Raw genomic sequence first — 22,607 nt, 5'->3', positions numbered from 1 at the left:
TTCACCCTACCGAGCGTCGCCGCCCCACGTGTGCCGACGCGACGGCGAGTTCCGGCGCAGATCCGTCCGGGACCGGTCGACGGGTCAGTTCGTGAGTTCGTCGACGAGCTCTTTCGCGGTCTCCACCGACTCCAGCAACTCCCCCACGTGCGCCTTGCTGCCCCGCAGCGGCTCGAGGGTGGGGATACGGACCAGGGAGTCGCCACCGAGGTCGAAGATCACCGAATCCCAGCTCGCGGCCGCGATGTCGGCCCCGAACTTGCGCAGGCACTCACCCCGGAAGTAGGCGCGGGTGTCGGTGGGCGGGGTGTCGACGGCGTCGAGCACCGCCTGCTCCGAGACGAGCCGTTCCATCGACCCGCGCGCGACCAGCCGGTTGTAGAGCCCCTTGTCCAGGCGGACATCCGAGTACTGCAGGTCGACCAGATGCAGTCGCGGCGCGGACCAGTTGAGGCCCTCACGGTTCCGGAAACCCTCGAGCAGCCGCAGCTTGGCCGGCCAGTCCAGCAGGTGAGCGCACTCCATCGGGTCCCGCTCGAGGAGGTCGAGCACCATCGCCCACTTCTCCAGCAGATCGGCGACGCGGGGGTCGTCGTTGCCCTCGGCGGACATGAACTTGTCGACGCGGTCCAGGTAGATCCGCTGCAACGCAAGCCCGGTCAGTTCCCGGCCGTCGGCCAGCGCGACCGTGGCGCGCAGCGTCGGATCGTGGCTGATGTGATGCACGGCGGTCACCGGGCGGGCCAGCTGCAGGTCGGTGAGGTCGACACCGGCCTCGATGAGATCGAGGACCAGCGCCGTCGTCCCGACCTTCAGGTACGTCGACATCTCGGCGAGGTTCGCGTCGCCGATGATGACGTGCAGACGCCGGTACTTGTCCGCGTCCGCGTGCGGTTCGTCGCGAGTGTTGATGATGCCGCGCTTGAGTGTCGTCTCGAGCCCGACCTCCACCTCGATGTAGTCGGCCCGCTGGGACAGCTGGAAGCCGGCCTCGTCACCGGACTGGCCGATGCCCACCCGGCCCGACCCGCAGATCACCTGACGGGACGCGAAGAACGGGGTCAGCCCGTTGATCACCGCGGAGAACGGCGTGGCCCGGGACATCAGGTAATTCTCGTGGGTGCCGTACGACGCGCCCTTGCCGTCCACGTTGTTCTTGTACAGCTGCAGTCGCGGGGCGCCGGGGACGCTCGAGGCGTGCCGGGCGGCCGCCTCCATCACCCGTTCGCCGGCCTTGTCCCAGATCACGGCGTCCAGGGGGTCGGTGACCTCCGGGGCCGAGTACTCGGGGTGCGCGTGATCGACGTAGAGCCGGGCGCCGTTGGTGAGGATCATGTTGGCCGCGCCGACCTCGTCGGCGTCGATCACCGGCGCCGGGCCGCTCAGCCGGCCCAGGTCGAATCCGCGGGCATCGCGCAGCGGGGATTCCACCTCGTAATCCCATCGGGTGCGCTTGGCGCGCGGCACTCCCGCTGCCGCCGCGTAGGCCAGCACCGCCTGGGTGGACGTCAAGATCGGATTGGCCGAAGGCTCGCTGGGTGAGGAGATTCCGTACTCGACTTCGACACCGATGATCCGCTGCATGCTGCCGAGCCTATGCGATCACCCACATCACCCGGCGGCACACTCCTACCGCGCGAGCCGTCCGCGTCCGGCGACTAGCCCGGCGAGCACTCCAGGTACTGGTCCGCCGAGATCGCCCGGAGCACCGTCCGGACCCCGGCCGGAGCCCAGGAGTGGGTGCTGTCGGTGACGACTCTCGGGTCCGTCAGGTGCACCGTCCGGCGGCGCGTCACGATGGTGCATCCGCCCGCCGCCACCACGTTTCGCACCCAGTCGCTGTGCGCACCGTACGTCAGCGCGAACCGGTAGCGGCCGTCCACGACGAACACGTTGACGGGTGTGCGATACGCCTTGCCCGACCTGCGGCCCCGGTGCTCGACCATCGCGAACCCGGGCAGGATCGTCGCGACGTGACGGCTCACCTGATTGGTGACGACCCGGTTGAATCGGGCGACCGAACGCGGCAACGCCATGCACTCTCACCCCTTCGGCACCGGAACGAGCAACCGACCTCGACAGTACCGACGTCCGCCGGGGTGCTGGCAGGATCGACACATGGATTCCGCACCGAACACCCCACCCGGCACGGACGAAGTGGTGGCGGTGTTCGACAGTGCGGGACGACCGGTGGGGTCCGCCGAGCGTTCCCGCGTCTACGCCGAGGGGTTGTGGCATGCGAGTGCGGGCGTCCTCGTCCGATCCGGCGACGGGAAGCGCCTCTACGTGCACCGACGCGCGGACACGAAGACGGTGTTCGCCGGACATCACGACTGCCTGGCGGGCGGGGTGGTCGATCCCGGGGAAACCCCGGAGGAGGCCGCGAGCCGGGAGCTGGCGGAGGAACTGGGCATCACCGGAGTGGGCCTCACCCCCATCGCGACGGTGGCGTGGGACGGGCATTGGCAGGGTCTGCGGCTGCGCTGCCACCTGTACGCCTACGAGACGCACTGGGACGGGCCGATCGTCCATCAGGCCAGCGAGATCGCGTCGGGCTGGTGGTGGACGCCCCACGAACTGGTGACGCACCTGCACGACCCGCAGTGGCCGTTCGTACCGGACACCCGGGCGCTCCTCGAGGACTACCTCGTCACACGGGACCGCTGACACACAGCACACCTGCGCGGCGGGAACCGGGTTCGGGTTCCCGCCGCGCAGGTGGTGCCGGACGGCTTACAGGTACTGGCCCGTGTTGGATTCGGTGTCGATGGCGCGGCTCGCGCTCGCGTTCTTGCCGGTGACCAGTGTGCGGATGTACACGATCCGCTCACCCTTCTTGCCCGAGATCCGGGCCCAGTCGTCGGGATTGGTGGTGTTCGGCAGGTCCTCGTTCTCCGAGAACTCGTCGACGATGGAGTCGAACAGGTGCTGGACCCGCAGGCCCGGGGCACCGGTGTCGAGCACCGACTTGATCGCGTACTTCTTGGCGCGGTCGACGATGTTCTGGATCATCGCGCCCGAGTTGAAGTCCTTGAAGTACAGGACCTCCTTGTCGCCGTTGGCGTACGTGACCTCGAGGAAACGGTTCTCCTCGCTCTCGGCGTACATGCGGTCGACGACCCGTTCGATCATCACCCGGATGCAGGCAGTGCGGTCGCCGCCGAACTCCGCGATGTCGTCGCTGTGCACCGGCAGCGTCTCGACGAGGTACTTCGAGAAGATGTCCTGTGCCGACTCCGCGTCGGGGCGTTCGATCTTGATCTTCACGTCGAGGCGGCCGGGACGCAGGATCGCGGGGTCGATCATGTCCTCGCGGTTGGACGCGCCGATCACGATGACGTTCTCGAGTCCCTCGACACCGTCGATCTCACTGAGCAGCTGCGGCACGACGGTCGTCTCGACGTCGGAGGAGACGCCCGATCCGCGGGTACGGAAGATCGAATCCATCTCGTCGAAGAACACGATCACCGGGGTGCCCTCGGACGCCTTCTCCCGGGCCCGCTGGAAGATCAGCCGGATGTGCCGCTCGGTCTCGCCGACGAACTTGTTCAGCAGCTCGGGGCCCTTGATGTTGAGGAAGTAGGACTTGGCTTCCTTGCTGTCCTGCCCCCGGGCCTCCGCGATCTTCTTCGCGAGCGAGTTGGCGACCGCCTTGGCGATGAGCGTCTTCCCGCACCCGGGCGGACCGTAGAGGAGCACACCCTTCGGTGGCCGCAGCTCGTATTCGTGGAACAGGTCCTTGTGGAGGAACGGCAACTCGACGGCGTCGCGGATCTGCTCGATCTGCCGTCCGAGGCCGCCGATGTCGTCGTAGTGCACGTCGGGAACCTCTTCGAGGACCAGATCCTCGACCTCGGCCTTGGGGATCCGCTCGAACGCGTACCCGGCCTTGGTGTCGACGAGGAGGGAGTCGCCCGGCCGAAGTTTGCGGGTGGGCGATTCCGCGTCGTACGCGATCGACTCCCTCTCGCTGTCCGCGTACACGGTGGCGAGGGGTTCGGCCAGCCAGACGATCCGTTCCTCGTCGGCGTGCCCGACCACGAGGGCGCGCTGACCGTCGTCGAGGACTTCGCGCAGCGTGCTGATCTCACCCACACGCTCGAAGTTGCCGGCCTCCACGATCGTGAGTGCCTCGTTGAGGCGTACGGTCTGGCCGAGCTTGAGGGTCTCGGCGTCGACGTTCGGGGAGCAGGTCAACCGCATCTTGCGCCCGGAGGTGAACACGTCCACGGTCTGATCGTCGTGCACTCCGAGCAGCACGCCGTACCCGCTCGGCGGCTGGCCGAGGCGATCGACTTCTTCTCGAAGGGCGATGAGCTGCTGACGGGCCTCCTTGAGGGTGTCCATCAACTTGGTGTTCCGGATGGACAGCGAGTCCACTCGCGATTCCATCTCACGAAGCTGTTCCGGCGACTCCGCGAGCTGCCTGCGCAGTGCCGACGCCTCTGCGCGCAACGCCTCGAGCTCTCGTGCGGCCGCAACCGAATCGGGGTTCTCTGTCGAGCTCATGTGCGTCTCCTCCCAATGAGATCTATCAACGCTACCGGCACTGCCCGAATTCTGCGCCGTGACACGGATTCTGCCGATTGCGAATCGGCATACACGACACCCTGGGCCACCGAACCTCTCATGTTAGCCTTACCTACTTGTCAAGCAGTTGCCTCTCTGTCCTGTGTAACGAAAGGGTTCGTCGTGATAATCCGCAAGCCCGTGAACGGCACATCCTTCATCGGTAGGTCCGCGGTTGCCGTCGGCGCGGTGGTTCTCGCGCTGGGGATGTCGGCCTGCTCGTCCGACGACGCTTCCGACGCCGCGGCGACGACGTCCGCGGCCACATCGTCGGCGGCAGCCGAGGCGGTTGCGGCCCCCACGTCGGAGGAACTGCTCGGCACACTCCAGCTGCTCGTGGATCCTGCCCGACCGGTCGACGAGAAGACCGCCGTGGTCGTCGACGGCGACGAACGCCGCCCGAATCTGGAGGCCATGACGGCGGCGATGGCCAACTACCCGGTGTCCTTCACGGTCACGGATGTGCAGGTAGAGGGCGATACCGCGACGGCGAACGTCGCGATCGTCAGCCCGCACGGCACAGCCGCTCCGACCGCGTGGACGTGGGAGAACGTCGACGGCACCTGGAAGGTGTCGGACGAGAGCACGTGCACCCTGCTGGGCATGGCACGCGCCGGCTGCAGCTAGTTTTCCTCCTTCGGCGGCGCCCTCTCCGGGCGCCGCCGAAGGCGTGTCTCAGCCCTTGCCCGAGCGGCGCTGCGGCTTGGGGGTGACGGTTCCCTCGGCGAGACGCCGGGCGCTCACCAGGAACGCGGTGTGGCCCTGCATCCGGTGTTCCGGGCGCACGGCGAGCCCGACGACGTGCCACCCGCGAACGATCGATTCCCAGGACCGCGGCTCGGTCCAGCACTCCTGCTCGCGCATCGCCTCGACCACCTTCGAGAGCTGCGTCACAGTGGCGACGTAGACGATGAGCACACCGCCGGGAACCAGCGCCTTGGACACCGCGGGCAGCGCGTCCCAGGGGGCCAGCATGTCGAGGACGACCCGGTCGACCTGACCGCCCGCCGCGTCGGCGTCGAACTCGGCGACGTCGGCGATGGTCAGATCCCAGTTCTCGGGGCGTTCCCCGAAGAACGTCTCGACGTTCCGGACCGCGTGTTCGGCGTGGTCGTCGCGCACCTCGTACGAGATGACCCGGCCTTCCGGACCGACCGCCCGCAGCAGTGAGCACGTCAGCGCGCCCGACCCGGCGCCTGCCTCGAGCACGCGGGCGCCCGGGAAGACGTCGCCCTCGTGGACGATCTGCGCGGCATCCTTCGGGTAGATGACCTGCGCCCCGCGGGGCATCGACAGGATGTAGTCGACGAGCAGCGGTCGCAGCGCGAGGTACGGGGTGCCGTTGGTCGACTTGACCACGCTGCCCTCGTCGGTGCCGATCAGGTCGTCGTGCAGGATGCCGCCGCGGTGGGTGTGGAACTCCTTGCCGGCCTCCAGGTTGACCGTGTAGTGCCGGCCTTTCGCGTCCGTCAACTGGACGCGATCGCCCACCCGAAACGGTCCGCTCGGTCGCGTTTCGCGTCCCACCATCGTCACCGACTCCTCAGCCTGTTCGTCCGGCGCCGTCCGACGCCCACACCGCGCCCGACTCGACTGTCGGACCGGGGGCCTACCCTGCCAGGTGTGAGCATCTCAGAGTCGCCAGCCCCCGTCACAAAGGGTTCCCCGTCACAGCCCGGCGACACTTCGACCACCCGCAGGCGCCCCGCCCTGTCACCGTCCCGCGCCGGCGACTTCAAGCAGTGCCCGCTCCTCTACCGTTTCCGCGCCGTCGACCGGCTCCCCGAGGCGCCGTCACGCGCGCAGGTGAAGGGCACGGTCGTGCACGCCGCACTGGAGACCTTGTTCGGGCTGCCCGCGGCCGAACGCGTCCCGCAGAAGGCGGTCGATCTGATCCTCCCGTCCTGGGAGCGCATTCTCGCCGAGGCCCCCGACCTGATCGACCTGGTCCCCGAGGAGGAGCGCGACACCTTCCTCGACGAGGCGCGTTCCCTCGTCACCGCCTATTACGAGCTGGAGGATCCCACCCGGTTCGAGGCCGAATCGTGCGAGCAGCGCGTCGAGACCGAACTCGCCGACGGGGTGCTGCTCCGCGGATTCGTCGACCGCATCGACGTCGCCCCCACCGGTGAGGTGCGGGTGGTCGACTACAAGACCGGCCGCGCACCCCGCGAGATGTCCGAGTCCAAAGCGCTGTTCCAGATGAAGTTCTACGCGCTGGTCCTGCTCCGCACCCGCGGCATCGTCCCCGCGCAGTTACGGCTGCTGTACCTCGCGTCCGGCACGGTCCTCACCTACGCACCCGACGAGGACGAACTGCTGCGGTTCGAGCGCACGCTGTCGGCGATCTGGAAGGCCATCCTGGCGGCCGGGGTCACCGGTGATTTCCGACCCAAGCCGAGCCGGCTCTGCGACTGGTGTGATCATAAGTCCCTGTGCCCCTCGTTCGGCGGAACGCCGCCTCCCTACCCGGGATGGCCGGAGGGGCCCGCCGAAGACGCACCGGGTTTCGAGGAGATTGTCGAATGAGTTCCGAGTCCTATTACGTACCACTCGGTTCGGAAGCACTGAGTGCGCCGGAAGTGGACTCGGACCAGAAGATCACCGTCGAGCGGTTCGACAGCACGGATCTGACGATCAGCGTGTGGGCCGAGACGATGCAGCACGGCGCTCCCCCGTCCGCGCTGCTCGTGCGAGCACTCGAGCGCTGCGCCCCACGCGACGACGTGCGTCTCACCCGGGTCGTGGTCGAGATCCTCGGTCCCATCCCCATCGCCGAGCTCGAGGTCCGGTCCTGGGTGCAGCGACCGGGACGCCGGGTGGAGCTCGTGGTCGCCGAATTGTGGACCGTCGGCGACCGGCCCCGTGCCGTGGCGCGGGGCTCGGCCTGGCGGATGGAGACCGTCGACACCAGCGACGCCGTCCACGTCGTCGACCCGCCACTCGAACCGCGGTCCACCGGCCGGGACGGCAAGTTCAGCGAAGCCTGGAATTCGGGCTACCTGACGACCCTCGACTGGCGGTGGATCGCCGAGATGGGATGCGAGGGCCCGGGCAAGCTGTGGGCGAAGCCGCGGCCCACACTGGTTCTCGGCGAGACCCTGACGCCGCTCGAGCGACTGTTCTCCATCGCGGACATCGCCAACGGTGTGGGATCGAAACTCGACCCGGCGGACTGGACGTTCCTCAACACCGACCTCACCGTGCACATCTTCCGGGTCCCCGAGGGCGACTGGGTGGGGGTCAGCTCCGAAACCTCCATCGGACCCGACGGAGTGGGAATGTGTGCGGGCGTGCTCTACGACGAGACCGGCGCCGTCGGCCGGATCGCCCAGACCGTACAGGTCCGCGCCCGCCCCTGAATGGAGCGAGCACGGACCGTGCTGCGGTGGAACGGGATCAGAGTGCGCGGCAGGACCGGATGTTGGACGCGAGGATGGCCTTGGCACCGAGGTCCGCGAGTTCGTCCATGACTCCGTTGTGGCCCTTGATCGGCACCATCGCCCGGACCGCGACCCAGTTCTCGTCGGCGAGCGGCGACAGCGTCGGCGACTCCAGGCCCGGGGTGATCTTCAACGCGTCGTCGAGGATCGTCTTGGGGCAGTCGTAGTCGAGCATCAGGTTCTGCTGCGCGAACACGATGCCGCGCACCCGCTCGACCAGCTGGTTGCGCGCGGAATCGTCGGCGGGCGAACCGGCGCGCTCGATGAGGACACCCTCGGAGTCGCACAGGGTGTCGCCGAACGCGATCAGGTTGTGCTGGCGCAGCGTGCGGCCGGAGCCGACGACGTCGGCGATGGCGTCGGCGACGCCGAGCTGGATCGAGATCTCCACGGCGCCGTCGAGGCGGATGACCGAAGCCTCGATCCCACGTGCGGACAGGTCGTCGCGCACCAGGTTGGGGTAGGACGTGGCGATCCGGAGCCCGGCGAGGTCCTCGACCGACCAGTCCTTGCCCGCGGGGGCGGCGTACCGAAACGTGGAGCGGCCGAAGCCGAGCGACAGCCGCTCGGAGACCGGGGCACCCGAGTCGCGGGCGAGGTCGCGGCCGGTGATGCCGAGATCGAGTTCACCGGATCCGACGTAGATCGCGATGTCCTTGGGGCGAAGGAAGAAGAACTCGACCTGGTTGGACGGGTCGAGGACGGTCAGGTCGCGGGAGTCGGTGCGACGGCGGTAGCCGGCCTCGCTGAGGATTTCGGCGGCGGACTCGGACAGCGAGCCCTTGTTGGGGACTGCGACGCGCAGCATGGCTGAGGGTTCCTTTCGGGAGCGGGTGGAGGAGTCTCGATCACCGATCACAGATGTCGGTAGACGTCCTCGAGCTTCAGGCCCTTACCCACCATCAGCACCTGCGTCCAGTACAGCAGCTGAGAGATCTCTTCGGCGAGCGCCTCGTCGCTCTCGTGCTCGGCGGCGATCCACACCTCACCCGCCTCTTCGAGGATCTTCTTTCCCTGCGAATGGACGCCGGCGTCCAAGGCGGCAACGGTGCCGGACCCCTCGGGGCGGGTAGCGGCACGCTCGGTCAGCTCGGCGAACAGGGATTCGAAGGTCTTCACGAGGACCCATTGTTTCACGCCGCCGCGGACCTCTCCGAACCGGTCACCACCCGAGTGTGCGGCGACTCTCGAACCGGCGGACCTCGCCCGAACGGGGATCGGTGAACTCGATGGCCCGCGCCAGCAACCGCAGCGGGGTCGAGAAGTCGCCGGGCTCGGATCGGCGGAAGTCCGGGTAATAGTTGTCGCCCTCGATCGGCAGCCCCAGCGACGACATGTGCAACCGCAGTTGATGTGTCCGGCCGGTCTTCGGTAGCAGCCGGTACCGCGCGCGGCCCTCCCGGGTCTCGATCAGGTCGACGACGGTCTCGCTGTTCGGTTCCCCCGGTTCCTCCGTCGCCGTCATGATTCCGTGTTCCTTGACGATGCGGCTGCGGATGGTCCGCGGAAAGGCAAGCGCGGGATCGTGGTCTGCGACGGCCTCGTATTCCTTGGTGACCTGCTGGGAGACGAACAGTTCCTGATACGCCCGGCGGTCTTCCCGCCTGATCAGGAACACCAGGACACCGGCCGTCATCCGGTCGAGCCGATGCGCCGGCGTGAGGTCGGGCAGGTCGAGCGCCCTCCGCAGCCGCACCACCGCCGTCTCGGTGATGTGCGCGCCCCGCGGAATGGTCGCGAGGAAATGGGGCTTGTCGATCACCACGAGGTGGTCGTCGCGGTGCAGGACGTCGATCTCGAACGGAACCGGGATCTCGGGTGCGGGGTCGCGATAGAAGTACACGAAACGGGTCGGGGCATAACGGGTTCCGCGGTCCACCACCCGGCCGTGTTCGTCGACGACTTCCCCGCCGTCGATCAGCGACAGCCAGTGCGCCCGCTCGTCCGGGTACGTCTCGACCAGGAACTCGGCGACCGTCTTCGCGCCGTGGCCTGCCGGCATCCGGATGCGATCGGGACCGAGACCGTCGCGGACCGGCAGCGGCGCCCCGGCCACGTCAGCCCACCCGATTCTCGGTGCACTCGGCGCACACGAGCGCGAGTTCGCGGCCCCGGTCGTCCGGCAGATTCTCGTACCGGGACGTCGGGCCGCCACACCGGGTGCAACGTCCCAGCGTCTTGGCCTGATCGCTGAACTCGATGTTCATCCGCTTGTCGAAGACGTACAGCGACCCCTCCCACAGGCCCGTGTCGCCGAACTCCTCGCCGTAGCGGACGATGCCGCCGTCCAGTTGGTAGACCTCGCCGAAACCGCGCGAGCGCATCAGCGACGACAGGACCTCGCACCGCACTCCCCCGGTGCAGTAGGTGACGACGGCCTTGTCCTTCAGATGGTCGTACTTGCCGCTGTCGAGTTCGTGCACGAACTCGCGCGTGGTCGCCACGTCGGGCACGACGGCGTCCCGGAATCGGCCGATCTCCGCCTCGAAACCGTTGCGCCCGTCGAAGAAGACGACATCGTCACCGCGACCCTCGACCAGTCGGTGCAGCTCTTCGGGCGCGAGGTGGGTGCCGCCGCCGACGACGCCGTCCGCGTCCACCTTCAGCTCGCCCGGCGCACCGAACGTCACGATCTCCGACCGCACCTTGACGCTCAGCCGCGGGAAGTCGTCACCGAGCCCGTCGGACCACTTGATGTCGGCGTCCTTGAACGGGGCGTAGCTGCGCGTCCCCTTCACGTACCGCTTGACGTCGTGGATGTCACCGCCGACCGTCGCGTTGATGCCGTGCTCGGAGACGAGGATCCGTCCGGTCAGGTTGTTCGCCTCGGCGAGTGTGTACTGCCACAGCCGTATCGCCTCCGGGTCGGCGAGCGGAGTGAACACGTAGAACAGCACGATTTTCGGGACAGCCACGGGAAACCAGACTACCTAGAGACGGACGCCACTCCGCTGCGCCCACACCTCGACCAGGTCGGAACCGGTGAGACCCTCGAGACTGTCCCGGAACACCCGCCCCGGGCCGTCGGCCACCGCGATCTCGCACGGGACGATCAGGACGACGCACCCCGCGGCCTGCGCGGACGCCGCACCGGTGGGCGAGTCCTCGATGGCGAGGCACTGCGACGGATCCAGTCCCAGCAGTTCCGCGCCCCGCAGGTACGGGTCCGGATGCGGTTTGCCCGCCGGCACCTCGTCGCCGCACACCGAGTGGTCGAAGTGGTGCCTGCCGAGCGTCTCGAGCGCCCGCTCGGTGAGCCGGCGCTCGGTGTTGGTCACCAGCGCGGACCTCAGGCCGTGCGCCCGGACGGTCCGCAGTGCGTCGTGGGCGCCCGGTCGCCACGGGATCCCGTCGCCGAACAATTCCTCGACGCGGGTGAACATCCATTCCTTGGCCTCGGCGAGCGCGGCCGGATCCCGGTCGAGCCCGAGGGCGTCGAAGATGACGCCGAGGGCGTTGGCGCTGGACGCGCCGATCGTCTTCAGCCGCGTCTCCTCGGTCATCGGCCCGCCGAGGTGCAGCGACAACTCGCGGACAGCGACGTCCCACATCTTCTCGGAATCGAGCAGCGTTCCGTCCATGTCCCACAGAACACCTGCGAGACCGTCGAATGCCTCAGACATTGAAGTACTTCGCTTCGGGGTGGTGCAGCACGAACGCATCCGTGGACTGCTCGGGATGCAACTGCAGTTCCTCCGACAATTTCACACCGATCCGTTCGGGTTCGAGCAGGGCGACCATCTTCGCGCGGTCCTCCAGGTTGGGGCAGGCGCCGTACCCGAAGGAGTACCGGGCACCTCGGTAGGCGAGGTCGAAGAACCCGGACACCTCGGACGGGTCCTGCTCGGCCACGTTGTGACCGCCGGGCAGCACGAGTTCCTCGCGGACCCGTTGATGCCAGTACTCGGCCAGCGATTCCGTCAGCTGCACGCCGATACCGTGCACCTCGAGGTAGTCGCGGTACGCGTTGGCGGCGAACAACTCGTTCGCGAAGTCCGCGATGGGCTGCCCCATCGTGACGAGCTGCATCGGGAACACGTCGACCTGACCGGTCTCCTTCGCCTCGGTGCGGGACCGGACGAAGTCGGCGACACACAGGAAACGGTCGCGGTGCTGGCGCGGGAACGTGAACCGGAAGCGCTCCTCCGCGTCGGGTGTCGGGTCGGTGAGCACGACCACGTCGTCGCCCTCCGACACCGCGGGGAAGTAGCCGTACACGACGGCGGCGTGCGCGAGGATTCCCTCGGTGCTCAGCCGGTCGAGCCAGTACCGCAGGCGGGGGCGACCCTCCGTCTCCACCAGTTCCTCGTACGTGGGACCGTCGCCGGAACGCTGCCCGCGCAGACCCCACTGCCCGAGGAACAGGGCACGCTCGTCCAGCAGTCCCGAGTAGTCCGACAGCGAGACACCCTTGACGATCCGGTTGCCCCAGAACGGCGGGCTCGGCACCACGATGTCGGTGGCCACGTCGGATCGCTCCGGCACCTCGATCGGGGTCTCGGCGGCCTTGCGCTTCTCCGCGATCCGCTTGGACCGCTCGTGCCGTGCCTTCCGTTCGGCCGCCTTCTCGCGGGCCGCGATCGCTTCCGGGCTGTCCGGGTCGGGTCCGCCGCCACGCTTGACGGCCATGATCTCGTCCATCCGGTGCAGGCCCTCGAACGCGTCGCGCGCGTAGCTGACGTCGCCCTCGTACACCTCGGCCAGATCGTTCTCCACATACGACCGGGTCAGTGCGGCACCGCCGAGGAGGACGGGGAACTTCTCCGCGACACCCTTGGCGTTGAGTTCCTGCAGGTTGTCCTTCATCACCACGGTCGACTTCACCAGCAGCCCGGACATGCCGATGACGTCGGCCTTCTGCTGGATCGCCGCGTCGAGGATCGTCGCGATCGGCTGCTTGATGCCCAGGTTCACCACGTCGTACCCGTTGTTGCTCAGGATGATGTCGACGAGGTTCTTGCCGATGTCGTGGACGTCGCCCTTCACGGTGGCGATGACGATGCGGCCCTTGCCGTCCTCGTCGGTGGCCTCCATGTGCGGTTCGAGGTATGCCACGGCCGCCTTCATCACCTCGGCGGACTGCAGCACGAACGGCAACTGCATCTGCCCGGACCCGAAGAGTTCGCCGACGGTCTTCATGCCGGACAGCAGCGTCTCGTTGATGATCGCGAGCGGCGGCTTCTCCTCCATCGCCGAGGTGAGGTCGTCGTCGAGGCCGTTGCGTTCACCGTCGACGATGCGGCGTTCCAGCCGCTCGAACAGCGGAAGCGCCGCCAGTTCCTGGGCGCGGGATTCGCGCGCCGACGCCGCGGAGACGCCCTCGAACAGTTCCATCAGCTTCTGCAGCGGGTCGTAACCCTCGCGGCGGCGGTCGTAGACCAGGTCGAGGGCCGTTTCCCTCTGTTCGTCGGGGATCCGCGCCATCGGCAAGATCTTCGACGCGTGCACGATGGCCGTGTCCAGGCCGGCCTCGGTGCACTCGTGCAGGAACACCGAGTTCAGGACCTGCCGGGCCGCCGGGTTGAGACCGAACGAGATGTTGGACACGCCGAGGGTGAAGTGCACCCGCGGATGCAGCTTCTTCAGCTCGCGGATCGCCTCGATCGTCTCGATGCCGTCGCGGCGGACCTCTTCCTGACCGGTGGAGATCGGGAACGTCAGCGCGTCGATGATGATGTCGGACTCGTCGAGACCCCAGTTCACGGTGAGGTCTTCGAGCAGACGCTCGGCGATGCGGACCTTGTGCTCCGCCGTACGCGCCTGGCCCTCCTCGTCGATGGTCAGCGCGACGACGGCGGCGCCGTGCTCCGTGACGAGCCGCATGATCTTCTGGAACCGGGAGTCCGGTCCGTCGCCGTCCTCGTAGTTGACGGAGTTCACGGCGCACCGGCCGCCGAGATGCTCGAGGCCGGCCTGCAGGACCGCGGGCTCGGTGGAGTCGAGCATGATCGGCAGCGTCGACGACGTCGCGAACCGGCTTGCGAGGGCGGCCATGTCGACGGCACCGTCGCGTCCGACGTAGTCGACGTTGAGGTCGAGCATGTGGGCGCCGTCGCGGGTCTGGTCCTTCGCGATGTCGAGGCACTTCTGGTAGTCCTCGGCGATCATCGCCTCACGAAATGCCTTGGAGCCGTTGGTGTTCGTGCGTTCACCGATCATCAGGATGCTGGCGTCCTGCTGGAACGGCACCGCGGTGTACAGCGAGGACGTCCCCGACTCGTGCACCGGGTTCCGCTCGGCCTTCTCGACCAGGCGAACCGCTTCGGCCACCTGCCGGATGTGCTCCGGCGTGGTGCCGCAGCAGCCGCCGACCAGACCGAGACCGAACTCGGTGACGAAACCGCTGAGCGCCTCGGCGAGCTCCTCCGCGGTGAGCGGGTACTCGGCGCCGTTCGGGCCGAGCTGCGGCAATCCGGCGTTGGGCATCACCGACACCGGAAGGGAGCTGTACTTGGACAGGTGACGGAGATGTTCGCTCATCTCGGCGGGACCGGTCGCGCAGTTGAGTCCGATCATGTCGATACCGAGCGGCTCGAGCGCGGTCAGCGCGGCGCCGATCTCGCTGCCGAGGAGCATCGTGCCGGTGGTCTCGACCGTCACGTGAGTGATGATCGGCAGCCGCGACCCCAGCGTCTCCATCGCCCGCTGACTGCCGAGGATGGCGGCCTTCACCTGCAGCAGGTCCTGGCAGGTCTCGACGAGGATCGCGTCCGCTCCCCCGTCGATCATGCCCATCGCCGCCTCCGCGTAGGCGTCGCGGAGGACCGCGAACGGCGCGTGGCCCAGCGTCGGCAACTTGGTTCCGGGCCCCATCGAGCCGAGGACGAAGCGGCCCATGCCGTCGCGTCCGGGCCCCATCTCGTCGGCCACGTCACGCGCCAGCCGGGTGCCCTTCTCGGCCAGTTCCCGGATACGGTCCGAAATGTCGTAATCGGCGAGGTTGGGTAGGTTGCACCCGAACGTGTTGGTCTCGACGGCGTCCGCCCCGGCCTCGAAGTACGCGCGGTGGATGTCTTTCAGCACGTCAGGGCGGGTGTCGTTGAGGATTTCGTTGCAGCCTTCGAGCCCGAGGAAGTCGTCGAGCGTGAGGTCCGCGGCCTGCAACATGGTGCCCATGGCTCCGTCGCCGATGACAACGCGCTGGTTCAACGCATCGAGCAGGGCAGAGTGAAATGGCGCAGACATGCCGTCCAGACTAGTGGGCGCGCGAACCAATGCTGGCCGTAGGCTGGGTGGGTGAGTTCCAGTGAGTTCCCCGTCACGCCTGCGGGCCGCGCCGACGACACCCCCGACACCGCGGATGCCGGTGCGACGGACAGTGGCGTGCCCGTACTTCGTGACCCTGTCCTCGTCGCCGCCTTCGAGGGCTGGAACGACGCCGGCGACGCCGCGAGCGGAGCCGTCGAGCACCTCGAGTTGACCTGGGACGCCCAGCCGCTCGCCGAGCTGGACTCCGAGGAATACTACGACTACCAGGTCAATCGACCCACGGTCCGGCAGGTCGACGGTGTCACCCGGGAGATCGTGTGGCCCGCCACCCGCCTGTCGGTGTGCTCGCCTCCCGGCAGCGACCGCGACGTGGTTCTGCTGCGCGGGATCGAACCGAACATGCGCTGGCGCAGCTTCTGCGAGGACCTCCTCGAACTGGTCGATCAGCTGCAGATCAACACCGTGGTGATCCTCGGCGCGCTGCTCGCGGACACCCCGCACACGCGGCCGGTCCCGGTGACAGGCAGCGCATACAGCAGCGAGGCCGCCGAGCGGTTCAAGCTCGAACAGACCCGCTACGAGGGGCCGACCGGAATCACCGGGGTGCTGCAGGACGCGTGTGTCCGGGCCGGTGTTCCCGCCGTGTCGTTCTGGGCGGCCGTGCCCCACTACGTGTCCCAGCCGCCGAATCCCAAGGCCACGGTGGCGCTGCTGCAACGCGTCGAGGATGTCCTGGACATCGAGGTGCCCCTCGGGGAACTCCCGTCCCAGGCCGACGATTGGCAGGAAGCCGTCACCGAGATGACCGCGGACGACGAGGAGATCGGCGAGTACGTCCGCTCACTCGAGGAGCGCGGCGACGCCGAGACCGACATTTCCGACGCCATCTCGAAGATCGACGGTGACGCGCTCGCGGCCGAGTTCGAGCGGTACCTCCGCAGGCGTGGGCCCGGCAGCTTCGGGCTGTGACGAAGAACTCATCCGAGTCGCTTCGTTCCTCGCTCCAGCGCACGGCGCTCTACGCCGGCGGTTTCCTCGGTCCGTTCGGCGGCGGGGTCGTCGCCTCGATCCTTCCCGAGATCGGTGACGACCTCGGCGTGAGTGCGTCTGCCGCGGCGGGTTCGCTGACGGCGTATCTGCTGCCGTTCGCGTTGCTGATGCTGGTGTCGGGCACGCTGGGCGCCCGGTGGGGGCAGATGCGGACCGTGCGGATCGCGTACGGCGTCTACCTGCTGTCGTCGCTTGCCTGTTTCGCGGCGCCGACGCTGCCGCTCTTCCTCGGCGCCCGCGTGCTCCAGGGGTGTTCGAACTCGTTCACGACGCCGCTGCTGCTGGCGGCGCTCGCCGCCTCGACGCCGAAGAAGCATCTCGGCCGGGCCCTGGGGATCTTCGGTGCCTTCCAGGCCGCGGGACAGTCGAGCGCGCCGCTCGTCGGCGGTCTCGCGGCAGAGGTCGACTGGAGGCTCGCGTTCCTCGTCATCGCCCTCGTGGCCGCGGTGCTGGGGCTGGTCGGCGTTCCCGACAGCCCTCCCGCCGAACCGGGGGCGCCGCGCCCGCGACTGCGCGACGCCCTCACCCCGTCGGTGCTGAGGATCGGGGTGGTCGCACTCCTCGGCTGGGGCGCGCTCGGTGGGCTGAGCTTCCTGGTCGCGTTCCGCGCCGAGGACGTCTTCGGGCTCAGCCCGACCCAGCGCGGGCTGCTGCTCACCGGGTTCGGCGTGGCCGGCATCCTCACCGCACGCCTCGTCGGCGGTGTCATCGACAAGATCGGGGCGCGGTCCGCGGTCCTGATCGGTGCGCTCGGCGGGGCGATTCTCGTTGCGGCCGCCGGGACCGTGTCCCTCCTCGCGGTCGTGGCCGTGGCGTGGTTCGCGGCCGGAATCGCCGGTCAGTTCATCCTGGTCGGTGTCAACGCCGCCGTGCTCGGTTCGCCGGGCCCGAACCGGGGTGGCGCGGTGTCCGTCGTGCAGGCGCTGCGATTCATGGGCAACGCGCTCGCCCCGATCACCCTCACCCCGGTGTATTCGGTGTCGCCCGCGGCCGGTTTCCTGCTGCCCGCACTGCTCCTCGCCGTGCTGGCCCCGCTGCTCATGCCCCGCGACCGCGCACCTGCCTGACATGACTTCCGGGAGGGCTGTGAGGTGTTCCTGATTCCCACGTAACGTGCGCGCAGCCGTTACGACACTCCCGGGGCGGAGCCTCGACGCATGGCCAACACTCCGAGTTCGAGCAAGCTGCTGGTCGTCGGCAACGGTATGGCCGGCGCACGCACCGTCGAGGAGATCCTGAACCGTGGCGGCGGCGAGCGTTTCGAGATCACCATGATCGGCGACGAGCCCTACGGCAACTACAACCGGATCATGCTCTCGCACGTGCTGTCCGGGGAGGCGGCCGTCGACGACGAGGACCTGATCCTCAACCCCATGGGCTGGTACACCGCGAACGGCGTCAAACTCCACGCCGGCGATCGCGCGGTCGCACTCGACCGGTTCGCGAAGACGGTCACGTGTGAGAGCGGCCGCGTCGTCGACTACGACGTGCTCATCATCGCCACGGGAAGCAACACGTTCTTCCCCAACATGGACGGGTTGCGGGAGCACGACGGGCGCCTGGCCCGCGGGGTGTTCGGATTCCGGAACATCGCCGACACCAACGGCATGCTGCAGATGGCGCAGGCCCGCGACGACGTGTCCGCGGTGGTGATCGGCGGCGGCCTGCTCGGCTTGGAGGCCGCGTACGGGCTGCGCACACAGGGTCTCACCGTCAACGTCGTGCACTCCCCCGGGCACCTGATGAACCAGCAGCTCGACGAACGCGGCGGCAGCGTCCTGCGCGCCGAGATCGAGAAGCTCGGCGTCGGCGTCCACACCTCGATGCGGACCACCGCCGTGCTGCGCGACGAGGCGGGCCTCGTGACCGGGGTGTCGTTCGTCGACGGCTCCACCCTGGACGCCGACATGGTCGTCGTCACCGCCGGAATCCGGCCCAACACCGAACTCGCGCGTGCCGCCGGGCTGGTGGTCGAACGCGGCGTCGTGGTGGACGACCAGATGCGCTGCGAGGACGAGGGTTCCGTATACGCCGTCGGCGAGTGCGCACAGCACCGCGGGGAGACCTACGGCCTCGTCGCCCCGGTGTGGGAACAGTCGGTCATCCTCGCCGAAGTCCTCACCGGCTCGAATCCCGAAGCGGCGTACGTCGGTTCACGCACCACCACCCAACTGAAGGTCGCCGGTGTCGACGTGGCCGCGATGGGCGTCAAGGGACCCGAGACGGCGGACGACGAATTCGTCCAGTACTACGAACCGCGCAGCGGCACGTACAAGAGCCTCGTCGTCCGCGACGGAAAGCTGATCGGCGCCACCCTGATGGGCGACATCAGCAAGGCGGGTTTCCTCACTCAGGCGTTCGACGGCAAGGTGCCGCTACCCGAGGAGCGGATCAGCATGCTCTTCGACGTCGGAGCCCCGAGCGCCGCAACGAGTGTCGCCGACCTCCCGGACGACTTGCAGGTGTGCAACTGCAACGGCGTGAGCAAGGGCGATCTGGTCGCGTGCGTCCATTCCGGCGCCAAGACACTCACCGACGTCTGCGCCCAGACCCGGGCAGGCAAGGGCTGCGGGTCGTGCAAGGGACTCGTCGCCGACATCGTGGCCTGCGCCGCAGGTGGCGAACTCGAGGCCGACCCCTCCGCCGACTGGTATGTGCCCTGCATCCCGATGGCGAAGCCCGAACTCATCGCGACCATCCGGGAACGCGACCTCCGGGCCGTGTCCCAGGTGTTCGCCGAACTCGCGACGGACGCGAAGGAGGACGCGTCCGCGAAGATGCCCCTGGCCTCGCTGCTTCGCACGATCTGGGGTCCCGACTGGGTGGACGAGCGCGGCGCGCTGTTCATCAACGACCGCGTACACGCCAACATCCAGCGCGACGGCACGTTCTCGGTGGTTCCGCAGATGAAGGGCGGCGTCACGACGCCGGAGCAACTCCGCAAGATCGCCGACGTGGCCGACAAGTACGGCGTGCCGCTCGTGAAGGTCACCGGCGGGCAGCGCATCGACCTGCTCGGCATCAAGAAGGAGGACCTCCCCAAGGTGTGGGGGGACCTCGACATGCCGTCCGGGTTCGCCTACGGCAAGAGCATGCGCACGGTGAAGACGTGCGTCGGAACCGATTTCTGCCGCTACGGTCTCGGCGATTCGACGAGCCTCGGCATCGCGCTCGAGGAACGGTTCCAGGGCCTGGAGACGCCCGCGAAGCTGAAACTCGCGGTCGCCGGGTGCCCACGCAACTGCTCGGAGGCCCTGTGCAAGGACTTCGGTGTGGTCGCGGTCGGCGACGGCCGATGGGAAATCTACGTCGGCGGCGCCGCCGGAGCGCACATCCGGAAGGGCGATCTGCTGGCAACGGTCGAATCACCGGACGCCGTGGTGGAACTCGGCGGACGGTTCATCCAGTACTACCGCGAGAACGCGAAATGGCTCGAACGCACGTACGACTTCGTCCCGCGGGTGGGACTCGAACATCTTCGGGCGCTGCTGGTCCGAGACGAGGAGGACATCGTGACGGGGTTGGACGAGCGGATCCAGACGGCGGTGGACGGCTACCGGGATCCGTGGAAGGAGCGCAGCGCGCCGAAATCGCCTGCACAGTTCGCTCCGTCGCTCCCGCTGCTGCCGCTCCCCCAGGTGCCGGTCCGATGACCGCCCTGATCGAGGGCCCCTCCGAGGTCGCTGTGGGACCGGTCAGCGACCTGACACCGGGCGAGGGCCGGACATATGTCGTGCAGAACCGTCAGGTGGCCGTATTCCTGTTGTCGGACGGCACCGTTCGGGCGATGGACGCGGTGTGCCCGCACAAGGGCGGTCCGCTCGCCGACGGTCAGATCGACGCCACCGGCGTGATGTGCCCGCTCCACCAGTACTCGTTCGCCTTCGACACGGGCGCCTGCGCATCCGAGGGTGTGAGCTCGGTCCGCACCTACACCGCATCGGTTCGCGAAGGGTCGGTCGTCGTGCACGTCTGAGTGGCCACTCACCAGCGCTCTGACCCGATACGGCGTGCCTTTCGGGAAAGTCTCGGCACCGCTGTCATCATGAGCTCAATGCTGCAGCTGAAGGGGCGCGTCGCATGGACAGATCGCTGGTCGAGTGAATACCGTCGCGAGCCCGGAACGACGGCGCCGATCCGGTAGCCGTCCACCGATCGGCGGCCGGCCGGCCGACACCGTGTTCCGCGCCGACATCGAGGGTCTGCGGGCCGTCGCGGTGCTGGCCGTGGTCCTCTTCCACGCGGGCGTCCCCGGAATCGGCGGAGGGTTCGCCGGCGTCGACATCTTCTTCGTCGTCTCGGGGTTTCTCATCACCGGGCTGCTGTGGCGGAGCGTCGCGACCACCGGCCGTGTCCGGCCGGCCGAGTTCTACGGCGCGCGGGCCCGCCGGCTGCTGCCCGCCGGGTGCATCGTGCTGGTGGCCACTGCCATCGGCGCGGCCCTGCTGCTGCCCCCTCTGCAGGCCCGCGCGGTCCTCGGTGACGGGATCGCCAGTGCGCTCTACGTCGGCAACTACCGGTTCGCCCTGCACGGCACCGACTATCTGGCCGCCGACACGCCCCCGTCACCGTTCCAGCACTACTGGTCGCTCGGTGTGGAAGAGCAGTTCTACCTGCTGTGGCCTGCGCTGATCATCGGGGTCGCGTGGCTCGTCCGGCGCAGGGCACGGCGCCGCGACGCGGACAACCCACCGTCGACGACGCCGTACCTGATCGTTCTCGCCGTGGTCGCGGCAGTGTCGTTCGCGGTCTCGCTCGACTGGACCCGGACGCTGCCGCCGTGGGCGTTCTTCTCGTTGCCCACCCGCGCCTGGGAACTGGCCGCGGGTGGGTTGGTCGCCCTGTCCGTTCGGCACTGGCAGCGGCTGCCGTCGGTGGTCGCCGCCGCGGCGGGATGGGCGGGTTTCGGACTGATCGTCCTCGCCTGCTTTCGACTCGGTGAGACGACGCCCTACCCCGGCACCGCCGCGCTGGTTCCGGTCGTCGGCACGGTGCTGGTGATCGGAGCGGGGTGTGCCGCACCCCGGCTGGGGGTCGGGCGGAGCCTGTCGCTGCCGCCGATGCGGGCGGTCGGGCGGGTGTCCTATTCCTGGTACCTGTGGCACTGGCCGGTGCTGCTGCTCGCGCCGATCGTGCTCGGCCGCTCGCTGGACCTGACCGATCGTCTGGCGATGGTCATGGTGTCCGCGGGTCTGGCCGGACTGACACTGGTCCTGGTCGAGAATCCCGTCCGCTTCGCTGCTCCGTTGCGCCGCTCGGCCTCACGCAGCCTCGTGCTCGGCGGCGCCGTCACCGCCATCGCAGTGTGTGTGGCACTGGTGCTGCTGATCGCGCGGCCGGTTCCGGTCGGACACGGAGCCGCGGCCACAGCCCTCACCGTCTCTGCGCCGGCCGAATCGGCGCCTCCCACAGTCGATCCGCGTGACGCGACGGTGCACGACATGACCGCGCAGGTACAGGCCGCTGTCGGCGAATCGGCAGGGCTGCAGGCGGTCCCGTCGAATCTGTCTCCACCGCTCGCCGACGCGCCTGCCGACAAGCCGGAGGTGTTCGTCAACGGCTGCGTGCGGTCGTGGCTCGAGGTGAGGCAGGACGAGTGCGCGTCGGGGGACGTCGCGTCTCCGACGACGGTGGCGCTGGTCGGCGATTCGCATGCCGCGATGTGGGCCCCGGCTCTCGAATCGGCCGCCGAGCAGAATCATTGGCGGCTCGAGACGATGGGCAAGGTCACCTGCCCGCTTCTCGACCTCCCCCTCACCAGCCCCTACCTCGGCCGGGAATACACCGAATGCGAGGAGTGGCGCGGCGAGGTCGTCGACAGACTGCGGGCCGAGCGGCCCCGGTTGATCGTGCTGAGCATGTCCCGGCGGTACGGCGCCGATTTCGGTTTCACCGTGTACGGCCAGGCCTGGCTCGACAGCCTGACCAGGCTGGTCACGGAACTGCGGGCCACGGGCTCGGCCGTCCTCGTCCTCGGGCCGATCCCGGATCCGCAGTCGACCGTGCCCACCTGCCTCTCCGCCCACCTGGACGACGCGACTGCCTGCTCGCCGCCGCGACCGGTCGCGGTGAACGACGCCGGCGTCGCGGCCGAGGCGGCGGCCACCGCGGCAGGCGGCGGGCGGTACGCCGACCTCACCTCCCTGTTCTGCACCACCGAGCGCTGCCCCGTCATCGTCGGCAACGACCTCGTGTACCGCGACGACAACCACCTGACCCTCGAACACGCCCAGGCACTCTCACCTGTCGTCGCCGCGCTGGCCGACCGCGCACTCGCACCGGGCTGAGCGGCGAAATTCGGTTCGGGTGTCACATTCCGCTCGTGGCCGGTGTCTC

The 22,607-nt window shown here is 68.5% G+C and carries 19 protein-coding genes; 9 read left to right on the top strand and 10 right to left on the bottom strand.

Features of this window, described 5'->3' with window-relative positions; all coding sequences use genetic code 11:
* Positions 1-84 precede the first annotated feature (84 nt).
* Together dop and WKC72_RS18825 are read right to left on the bottom strand one after the other, a co-directional pair.
* Positions 85-1,584, bottom strand: a complete 1,500-nt coding sequence (dop, locus tag WKC72_RS18830) for a depupylase/deamidase Dop (protein WP_007299057.1) — start codon at positions 1,582-1,584, stop codon at positions 85-87.
* Between the two features lie 74 nt (positions 1,585-1,658).
* Positions 1,659-2,036 (bottom strand): nitroreductase family deazaflavin-dependent oxidoreductase, encoded by a 378-nt coding sequence (locus WKC72_RS18825; RefSeq protein ID WP_370183890.1) that lies wholly within the window; start codon positions 2,034-2,036, stop codon positions 1,659-1,661.
* Between the two features lie 82 nt (positions 2,037-2,118).
* On the opposite strand from WKC72_RS18825, the gene WKC72_RS18820 reads away from it, so the two are divergent.
* Positions 2,119-2,667 (top strand): NUDIX domain-containing protein, encoded by a 549-nt coding sequence (locus tag WKC72_RS18820; RefSeq protein ID WP_037229520.1) that lies wholly within the window; start codon positions 2,119-2,121, stop codon positions 2,665-2,667.
* A 66-nt stretch (positions 2,668-2,733) separates the two neighbouring features.
* On the opposite strand, the gene arc is transcribed toward WKC72_RS18820, so the two are convergent.
* A complete protein-coding gene (gene arc / locus WKC72_RS18815; RefSeq protein ID WP_128642042.1) occupies positions 2,734-4,509 on the bottom strand; it encodes a proteasome ATPase in 1,776 nt (591 codons plus the stop codon).
* 183 nt (positions 4,510-4,692) lie between these two features.
* On the opposite strand from arc, the gene WKC72_RS18810 reads away from it, so the two are divergent.
* The gene (locus tag WKC72_RS18810; RefSeq protein ID WP_037229516.1) at positions 4,693-5,196 is read left to right on the top strand and encodes a hypothetical protein; all 504 of its coding nucleotides are present in this window, start codon (positions 4,693-4,695) and stop codon (positions 5,194-5,196) included.
* A gap of 48 nt (positions 5,197-5,244) precedes the next feature.
* Here WKC72_RS18810 and WKC72_RS18805 read toward each other — a convergent pair whose 3' ends face one another.
* Entirely contained in the window at positions 5,245-6,099 is an 855-nt protein-coding gene (locus WKC72_RS18805) for a tRNA (adenine-N1)-methyltransferase (RefSeq protein ID WP_009473523.1), read from the bottom strand.
* 93 nt (positions 6,100-6,192) lie between these two features.
* Between WKC72_RS18805 and WKC72_RS18800 the strand changes: the two genes are divergently transcribed.
* Both WKC72_RS18800 and WKC72_RS18795 read left to right on the top strand, forming a co-directional pair.
* Complete coding sequence (locus tag WKC72_RS18800) at positions 6,193-7,098, top strand: RecB family exonuclease (protein WP_370183886.1); 906 nt, start codon at positions 6,193-6,195, stop codon at positions 7,096-7,098.
* Positions 7,095-7,931: a thioesterase family protein gene (locus tag WKC72_RS18795; RefSeq protein WP_370183884.1), complete on the top strand. Its 837-nt coding sequence runs from the start codon at positions 7,095-7,097 to the stop codon at positions 7,929-7,931. Before WKC72_RS18800 ends, WKC72_RS18795 begins: the two co-directional genes overlap by 4 nt.
* Before the next feature lie 37 nt (positions 7,932-7,968).
* On the opposite strand, the gene hisG is transcribed toward WKC72_RS18795, so the two are convergent.
* The 6 genes from hisG to metH are packed head-to-tail and all read right to left on the bottom strand — an operon-like array spanning position 7,969 to position 15,197.
* Entirely contained in the window at positions 7,969-8,820 is an 852-nt protein-coding gene (gene hisG / locus WKC72_RS18790) for an ATP phosphoribosyltransferase (RefSeq protein WP_037229511.1), read from the bottom strand.
* Between the two features lie 47 nt (positions 8,821-8,867).
* Positions 8,868-9,149, bottom strand: coding sequence for a phosphoribosyl-ATP diphosphatase (locus WKC72_RS18785; protein WP_009473527.1), 282 nt, complete (start codon positions 9,147-9,149; stop codon positions 8,868-8,870).
* A 25-nt stretch (positions 9,150-9,174) separates the two neighbouring features.
* Positions 9,175-10,068: a pseudouridine synthase gene (locus tag WKC72_RS18780; RefSeq protein WP_112298602.1), complete on the bottom strand. Its 894-nt coding sequence runs from the start codon at positions 10,066-10,068 to the stop codon at positions 9,175-9,177.
* A 1-nt stretch (position 10,069) separates the two neighbouring features.
* The gene (locus WKC72_RS18775) at positions 10,070-10,927 is read right to left on the bottom strand and encodes a rhodanese-related sulfurtransferase (protein ID WP_037229497.1); all 858 of its coding nucleotides are present in this window, start codon (positions 10,925-10,927) and stop codon (positions 10,070-10,072) included.
* Positions 10,928-10,942: 15 nt separating this feature from the next.
* Positions 10,943-11,635, bottom strand: coding sequence for an HAD family phosphatase (locus WKC72_RS18770; protein ID WP_037229496.1), 693 nt, complete (start codon positions 11,633-11,635; stop codon positions 10,943-10,945).
* Positions 11,628-15,197, bottom strand: coding sequence for a methionine synthase (metH, locus tag WKC72_RS18765; RefSeq protein ID WP_370183879.1), 3,570 nt, complete (start codon positions 15,195-15,197; stop codon positions 11,628-11,630). The genes WKC72_RS18770 and metH overlap by 8 nt, the downstream gene beginning before the upstream one ends.
* A gap of 51 nt (positions 15,198-15,248) precedes the next feature.
* Here metH and WKC72_RS18760 point away from each other — a divergent pair, with 51 nt between their 5' ends.
* The 5 genes from WKC72_RS18760 (at position 15,249) to WKC72_RS18740 (ending at position 22,558) form a co-directional block, all read left to right on the top strand.
* Positions 15,249-16,190: a PAC2 family protein gene (locus WKC72_RS18760; RefSeq protein WP_112298604.1), complete on the top strand. Its 942-nt coding sequence runs from the start codon at positions 15,249-15,251 to the stop codon at positions 16,188-16,190.
* Entirely contained in the window at positions 16,187-17,338 is a 1,152-nt protein-coding gene (locus tag WKC72_RS18755; protein WP_037229491.1) for an MFS transporter, read from the top strand. The genes WKC72_RS18760 and WKC72_RS18755 overlap by 4 nt, the downstream gene beginning before the upstream one ends.
* 90 nt (positions 17,339-17,428) lie before the next feature.
* Entirely contained in the window at positions 17,429-19,924 is a 2,496-nt protein-coding gene (gene nirB, locus WKC72_RS18750; protein ID WP_370183875.1) for a nitrite reductase large subunit NirB, read from the top strand.
* Positions 19,921-20,247 (top strand): Rieske 2Fe-2S domain-containing protein, encoded by a 327-nt coding sequence (locus WKC72_RS18745; protein WP_037229485.1) that lies wholly within the window; start codon positions 19,921-19,923, stop codon positions 20,245-20,247. The genes nirB and WKC72_RS18745 overlap by 4 nt, the downstream gene beginning before the upstream one ends.
* Before the next feature lie 124 nt (positions 20,248-20,371).
* Positions 20,372-22,558 carry an SGNH hydrolase domain-containing protein gene (locus WKC72_RS18740; protein ID WP_370183872.1) on the top strand — a complete coding sequence of 729 codons (2,187 nt, stop codon included), beginning with the start codon at positions 20,372-20,374 and terminating at the stop codon, positions 22,556-22,558.
* The last annotated feature ends 49 nt before the right edge of the window (positions 22,559-22,607 follow it).

This window comes from Rhodococcus wratislaviensis (genome assembly GCF_041228765.1).
Taxonomy (GTDB): Bacteria; Actinomycetota; Actinomycetes; order Mycobacteriales; family Mycobacteriaceae; genus Rhodococcus_F; species Rhodococcus_F wratislaviensis.
Note: the sequence above shows the minus strand (reverse complement) of the source record. Positions and strands in the feature narration are given on the sequence as shown.

What these genes read in the sequence shown, in the direction of transcription:
- WKC72_RS18820 (WP_037229520.1), top strand. Translation starts at nt 2,119, where the DNA reads ATGGATTCCGCACCGAACACCCCACCCGGCACGGACGAAGTGGTGGCG.
- hisG (WP_037229511.1), bottom strand. Translation starts at nt 8,820, where the DNA reads ATGCTGCGCGTCGCAGTCCCCAACAAGGGCTCGCTGTCCGAGTCCGCC.
- nirB (WP_370183875.1), top strand. Translation starts at nt 17,429, where the DNA reads ATGGCCAACACTCCGAGTTCGAGCAAGCTGCTGGTCGTCGGCAACGGT.
- WKC72_RS18770 (WP_037229496.1), bottom strand. Translation starts at nt 11,635, where the DNA reads ATGTCTGAGGCATTCGACGGTCTCGCAGGTGTTCTGTGGGACATGGAC.
- WKC72_RS18795 (WP_370183884.1), top strand. Translation starts at nt 7,095, where the DNA reads ATGAGTTCCGAGTCCTATTACGTACCACTCGGTTCGGAAGCACTGAGT.
- WKC72_RS18745 (WP_037229485.1), top strand. Translation starts at nt 19,921, where the DNA reads ATGACCGCCCTGATCGAGGGCCCCTCCGAGGTCGCTGTGGGACCGGTC.
- arc (WP_128642042.1), bottom strand. Translation starts at nt 4,509, where the DNA reads ATGAGCTCGACAGAGAACCCCGATTCGGTTGCGGCCGCACGAGAGCTC.
- WKC72_RS18805 (WP_009473523.1), bottom strand. Translation starts at nt 6,099, where the DNA reads ATGGTGGGACGCGAAACGCGACCGAGCGGACCGTTTCGGGTGGGCGAT.
- WKC72_RS18825 (WP_370183890.1), bottom strand. Translation starts at nt 2,036, where the DNA reads ATGGCGTTGCCGCGTTCGGTCGCCCGATTCAACCGGGTCGTCACCAAT.
- metH (WP_370183879.1), bottom strand. Translation starts at nt 15,197, where the DNA reads ATGTCTGCGCCATTTCACTCTGCCCTGCTCGATGCGTTGAACCAGCGC.
- dop (WP_007299057.1), bottom strand. Translation starts at nt 1,584, where the DNA reads ATGCAGCGGATCATCGGTGTCGAAGTCGAGTACGGAATCTCCTCACCC.